Origin of the sequence: Allobosea sp. (genome assembly GCF_030694325.1) — a bacterium.
Classification (GTDB): Bacteria; Pseudomonadota; Alphaproteobacteria; order Rhizobiales; family Beijerinckiaceae; genus Allobosea.
Window position 1 is genome coordinate 1 of record NZ_JAUXYO010000223.1, and the last position, 3,359, is coordinate 3,359.

The 3,359-nt window shown below is 67.9% G+C and carries 4 protein-coding genes; 2 read left to right on the forward strand and 2 right to left on the reverse strand.

The window, feature by feature from the left end; all coding sequences use genetic code 11:
• Window positions 1-167: 167 nt before the first annotated feature.
• Complete coding sequence (gene tssK, locus Q8M82_RS14785) at window positions 168-1,505, reverse strand: type VI secretion system baseplate subunit TssK (protein ID WP_305692101.1); 1,338 nt, start codon at window positions 1,503-1,505, stop codon at window positions 168-170.
• A 175-nt stretch (window positions 1,506-1,680) separates the two neighbouring features.
• On the opposite strand from tssK, the gene Q8M82_RS14790 reads away from it, so the two are divergent.
• On the forward strand, window positions 1,681-2,181 hold the full coding sequence (locus Q8M82_RS14790; RefSeq protein ID WP_305692102.1) for a PAAR domain-containing protein: 501 nt from the start codon (window positions 1,681-1,683) through the stop codon (window positions 2,179-2,181).
• A 74-nt stretch (window positions 2,182-2,255) separates the two neighbouring features.
• Window positions 2,256-2,615: a RidA family protein gene (locus Q8M82_RS14795; protein ID WP_305692103.1), complete on the forward strand. Its 360-nt coding sequence runs from the start codon at window positions 2,256-2,258 to the stop codon at window positions 2,613-2,615.
• Window positions 2,616-2,789: 174 nt separating this feature from the next.
• On the opposite strand, the gene tagH is transcribed toward Q8M82_RS14795, so the two are convergent.
• Window positions 2,790-3,359, reverse strand: a 570-nt coding sequence (tagH, locus tag Q8M82_RS14800) for a type VI secretion system-associated FHA domain protein TagH (protein ID WP_305692104.1), incomplete at its 5' end; no start/stop codon positions are given.

A 3,359-nucleotide genomic window follows, 5' to 3' on the forward strand; every position in this document is an offset into this window, starting at 1 on the left:
GCCGGGAACGCCGGGCGAGGCGGCGGCGGGTGGGGCGTAAGGGGCTGGCGCCGCCGGCGTGGCCTGGGCAGGGCGGGAGGGCAGGGGTGCGCGGCGGCCGGCCGGGTTCGGCCTGATGATGGTCCGGTCGGAACGGCCGAACGGATCGGACGGCGAACCGGGATCGCTCATCGCCGTCCCTCGAGCACGGCCCAGAGTTCGAGCTCGAGATCGGGCCAGTCACCGGAGAAATGCATCCCGATCGAGCTCGCGGTAGAGAATTCCGGCCAGAGCGCCGAGGTCCGGTCGAGATAGAAATAGACGTGGTCGGTCAGCGCGCGGATCTGCGGCGGCGGCGTCGGCAGATGGACGAGGCTGATGCCCGGCAGATGGGCATGGACGATCTCGTTCATCTTGGTGTTGGGGCCGACCTTGAAGAGCTGCGGGAACTGCGCCTGGATCTCGGTCAGCGGACGCCGCGCCGCGACCTCCAGAACGAGCGTTGCGTTGCGGACCAGGCTGCGGTCACGGATCGTCGACATGAAGGCGTTGGGCGCGCGCTCGGTGATCTCGAGCCGGATGGCGCGGAGGCCGAGATTGTCGGAGAGGAAGTCCTGGATGTCGCGCACCAGCGGCGTGAAGCAGACCTCCAGATCGTCATGGTCATAGGCCGGGTAGTCGCGGGCACGGCGCTCGGCGGTGGTGAAGGTCGCGAGTTCGCCCGCAAGCCCCAGGAAGGTCTCGAAAAGCCGCTCGGGATGGACATAGCGCGACTGGCGCAGATGGCGCAGCTGCGGGATCTGCCGGTTCAAGAGCTGCAGCATGAAGTAGTCGGCGCTCTGCAGGCCGCCGCCCGCCGTCGGGTCGGCGGCATAGCGGGCGAGTTCCTCGAGCTTGTTGTCGATCCAGCCGATCACCCGGTCGAGCCAGCCCTCGATCACCGGATAGGCCGAGCAGACGAGGACGGGCGGGGCGAATTTTTCGTCGAAGAGCACGGCCCGGTCGCGCACCTCGAGGATGCGGCCCAGCGCCAGCCCGACATAGCCGGCCTTGGCCGACTTGCGCAGCTCCAGCGTCAGGCGGGGATGGGCGACGTCGATCTCCTCCTCGATGCGCAGGGAGGCGGTGGAATCGATCAGCATCTCGGTGGCCGGGACGTAGCGGCTGGCGCTGCCGCTCGGCGCGTCCTCGACCTCGCGGGTGTTGGGCGAGGCCAGCGGCAGGGAGAGCCAGACGATCTGGCCGGCGGCGTTCTCAGGCACCTCGATCGCGGCGGGCAGGGGGCTGTTGTCGGGCATCGCGAAAGGCGTGCCGTCCGGCATCACGCCGACGGCACGGCGCAGGCCGATGCGGCTCTGCTGGGCGAGGTCGCGGTCGATCTCCAGCACTGAAAATCCCCAGGGGTAAGGGGTGACGTGCCGAACGCGGTTTTCCAGCAGGTTCTCAAGATACCGGTCGCTCTGCTGGAAGTGATGCGGCCTGAGAAACAGCCCTTCCGACCAGACGACCTTGCTGTACCACGACATCCGGCTCTCGCTCACTCAAGGGCATGCCGGAGACCTTATACGGGTCCCCAACAAGCGTCATCAAGCGAATGCTAGGACCTCGCGAAGGCGTTGCCGTCATTGACTTGAAGGATGCGCGGTTGCGCGTTTGCCGGCAGTCCAGCAGAGTCGCTGCCAAGGTCTAGAGGAGCCCCCGATGCCGACAGGTCCCGCCGCCCGCGTCCTCGATCTCGTGGCGCATCCCCTGCCGGGCGTGCTCCAGCCGGGGCCCGGAAGCCCCAATGTCCTGATCGGCGGAATGCCGGCCTGGCGCGGCGTCTCGGCCGCGGCGGCTGCGGCGATCCAGGCGGCGCGACAAGTCTCCGACGCCGCCATCGCCACGGCGGAAGCGGCGACGCTCGCCGCCGCAGGCACCCCCGGTGCGCCGGCCGCGAAGGCTGCCGAGGAAACCGCCAAGGCGACAGCCGCCACCAGCATGGGGTCGATGATCACGGGCGCTGCGGCGGGAGCCGACATCCACAACTGCCTGACGCTGCTGCCGGCGCCGCCCCATGGCCCCGGCGTGGTGATCGACGGGTCGAAGACCGTGCTGATCAACGCGCTCTCGGCCTGCCGGGTGGGCGATACGATCATCGAGGCGGTGGGGCCACCCAACAAGATCACCATGGGCCTGAGCACAGTGATTATCGGCGGCTGACGGGGCCTGGCTCCTCGGCTAGGAGGGGCGGACGCGCGGCTCGCGCGCCCCATTCCCAGCCGAGGAGAAAGACCATGACCATCGACCGCATCGGAGTAACGCAGCGCTGGTGCGATGCCGCGATCTTCAACGGCATCGTCTTCCTCGCCGGCCATGTCGCCGAGAAGACCGAAGGCCGCCCGCTTGGCGAGCAGACCACCGAGGTGCTGGCGCTGCTGGAGGAGACGCTGGAGGCCGCCGGCAGCGACAAGAGCCGCATCCTGAGCGTCCAAATCTTCCTCACCGACATCACGAAGATCGCTGAGATGAACGAGGTCTGGGACGCCTGGGTGCCGAAGGGCACAGCGCCGGCGCGTGCCACCGTCGAGGCGAAGCTCGCCTCGCCCGGTCACGACATCGAAATCACGGCGGTGGCGGCGAAGAAGGGTGCGTAGGGCATCGCCTGCCTCGCTCGGAACCACGCAGTCATCCCGGACAAGCTGCGAAGCAGCGCCGATCCGGGATCCATCGTAAAGCTTAGGAGCCCTCCGATGGATCCCGGGGCAAGCCCGGGATGACGGTGAGGTTCAGGAGCCACGTCCCGAAGCGGCGCGGTGGGATGGAAGCCGCTACTTCCCGCCGCGGTCGTAGCACTCGGCGAAATAGAGCATGAAGGCGTCGACCAGACCGTCCTCGTATGGCGCCGTCTTGGCGTCCCAGCGGGCGACATAGGCGTCCCACATCTTGGCCTTGCGCGAGCCGAGCAGGGAATCGAGGCCGCGCTCCTGCGCCATGCTCTCGGCGATGGCCTGCGGATCGAGATCCTCGACCAGCATGCGCAATGCGTGCTGCATCGCCGAATAGGTCTTGATCTGATGGGCCTTCAGGTCCTTGAAGCTCTCGTCGAAGGCCTTCTGGGCACTGAGATAGCCGCTCTTGGGCTTGCCGAAGATCAACTGCAGGGCGTCATCCACTGTGGGCGAGAACTTCAGCGGGTTGTTGTCCTGCGCCTGGATCATCGTCTGGTTGGCGCTGCGGGCGATGCGCTTGCTCTCGGCGCGGGCGGCGAGCAACTGCTTCAGCTCGACCGCGACGAGGCGCATCAGCCCGCCCAGTTGCTCGGCGAAGGCGCCGGGATCCTGCCAGGTGAGATCGCCCGTCGACAGCCCCGCCCCCTTGGCGAAGCGCTGCACGAATTC